General features: G+C 72.4%; 3 protein-coding genes. 1 reads left to right on the plus strand and 2 read right to left on the minus strand.

From position 1 onward, the window contains the following. On the plus strand, positions 1 to 172 hold a 172-nt coding region (locus G6023_RS10135), incomplete at its 5' end, for an RNA polymerase-binding protein RbpA (protein ID WP_182635331.1). Positions 173 to 290: 118 nt separating this feature from the next. On the opposite strand, the gene G6023_RS10140 is transcribed toward G6023_RS10135, so the two are convergent. Together G6023_RS10140 and lnt are read right to left on the minus strand one after the other, a co-directional pair. Further along, entirely contained in the window at positions 291 to 1,070 is a 780-nt protein-coding gene (locus G6023_RS10140; RefSeq protein ID WP_182635333.1) for a polyprenol monophosphomannose synthase, read from the minus strand. Further along, positions 1,071 to 2,135 (minus strand): apolipoprotein N-acyltransferase (gene lnt, locus G6023_RS10145; protein ID WP_182635335.1); only part of this gene is annotated, 1,065 nt, incomplete at its 5' end.

Below are 2,135 nucleotides of genomic sequence, written 5' to 3' on the forward strand. Positions count from 1 at the left end.
CGGCCAGGAGGGCCAGCTCATCGACGGCCCCGCGGTCGAGGTCAAGAAGGGCAAGCCGCCGCGTACCCACTGGGACATGCTGCTCGAGCGTCGCTCCCTGGAGGAGCTCGAGGAGCTGCTCAAGGAGCGGATGGACCTGCTCAAGAAGCGGCGCCGCGCCGGTGCGCGGTAGGTAGTACCGAGCGGTCACCGGATATCACCCGGTGGCACCGGAACGCCCCGGCCCCGCAGGGCCGGGGCGTTCTCCTGTATCCGGGGTCGGTGTGCGGCCGGAGCCGGCGCGCACCGGGTCAGCGGCCGACGAGGCCCTTGAGCTGGTGTCGACGCTTCTCCCAGCCCCAGCGGGCCACGTTGACCGCGGCCTCGCGGAAGATCGACTCGCTCATCTTGGACTGACCGACGGTGCGCTCGGTGAAGGTGATGGGCACCTCCGTGACCCGGCGCCCGTTGTTCAGCAGGCGCCACGTCATGTCGATCTGGAAGCAGTAGCCCTTGGACTTGATGGCGTCGAGGTCCAGCTCGGCCAGGGCGTCGGCCCGGTAGGCGCGGTAGCCGGCGGTGATGTCCTTGATGCCCACGCCCAGCATGACCCGGGAGTAGACGTTGCCGCCGCGGGAGATGACGTGGCGCTGCCACGGCCAGTTGACCACCGAGCCGCCGGGGACGTAGCGGGAGCCGATCGCCAGGTCGGCGCCCCCGTCGACGGCGGCGAGCATCGCGGGGAGCCGCTCGGGCGGGTGGCTGCCGTCGGCGTCCATTTCCACGAGCACGGTGTACCCGCGCTCGAGACCCCAGCGGAACCCGGCGATGTACGCGGCCCCGAGCCCCTGCTTGCCCTCGCGGTGCATCACGGTGATGCGCCCGCGCGGGTCCTCGGTGGCGAGCCGGTCGGCGACCTCGCCGGTGCCGTCGGGGCTGTTGTCGTCGGCGATGAGGACCGACACCTCGGGGGCCGCGGCCAGCAACCGCTCCACCACGCCGGGCAGGTTGTCCCGCTCGTCGTAGGTCGGGATGATCACCAGGGTGCGCGCGGACGGCGCGTGTTCGCCCGGCGTCGTCGGATCGGTCACTTACTTCTCCTCGGTTCGGGTCGCGGGTCGTTGCCGGGTGCGGACCAGCGCCCATGCCAGTGCGACGAGCCCGATGAGGCAGCTCACCGCCTGCGGGATGCCACCCAGTCGGGTTGCCATCGTACCGGCCCCGCCCACCTCGACCTGCGCCGCCAGCACCGCGGGCTCGAAGATGCCGCTCTCGGCGCGGACGTCGCCGTCGGGGCCGATGACGGCGCTGACCCCGCTGGTCGCGGCGATCAGCACGGGCACGTCGTGCTCCACGGCCCGCACCCGGGACATCGCGAGTTGTTGGTACGTCATGGGTGAGCGGCCGAAGGTGGCGTTGTTGGTGGGGACGGTGAGGATCTGCGCGCCGCGGGAGACGGGCTCGCGGGCGGCGGCGTCGAAGGCGACCTCGAAGCAGATGGCCACGCCCAGGTCCACCCCGCCCGCGGTGACGACGTGGTCGCCGTCGCCGGGGATGAAGTGCCCGGCGGTCCGGGCGATCGGGAACAGCGCCTCGAGCGGCTCGCGCAGCGGGAGCCACTCCCCGAACGGCTGGATGTACTTCTTGTCGTGGCGGTCGACCACCGGGTCCTCGGCGGGGTCGGAGGAACGGCCGTCCCACACGAGATAGGAATTGTGGGCTTCGCGGCCCTCGCCGGTGGGCAGGACGGTGCCCACGAGGATCGGTGCGTCCAGGCGTCGGGACAGGGCGGTGATCTGGGCGGCGGCGAGCTGGTCGGCCAGCGGCGAGATGTCGGACGCGTTCTCCGGCCACAGCACGAAATCCGGCGGGGCCTCGGTGCCGGCCTCGACATCGTCGGCGTACTCGGCGGTGACGCGCAGGTGGTTCTCGAGCACCGCGCGGCGTTGGGCGTTGAAATCCAGGCCGAGGCGCGGGACGTTGCCCTGGATCACGGCGACCTCGACTGTGTCGGTGGGCTCGCCGCCGGTCGGAGCGAGGGATGCGACGGCGACCAGGCCCGCGGTCACCAGGGGCACCGTGAGCAGGCCGGTGGCGGCGCGGACGGGTCGGTCACGGCGCGCGAGGAGCAGGACGGCGACGCCGATCGCCGCCCC

The sequence above is a fragment of the Dietzia sp. DQ11-71 genome, from assembly GCF_014144995.1.
Classification (GTDB): domain Bacteria; phylum Actinomycetota; class Actinomycetes; order Mycobacteriales; family Mycobacteriaceae; genus Dietzia; species Dietzia kunjamensis.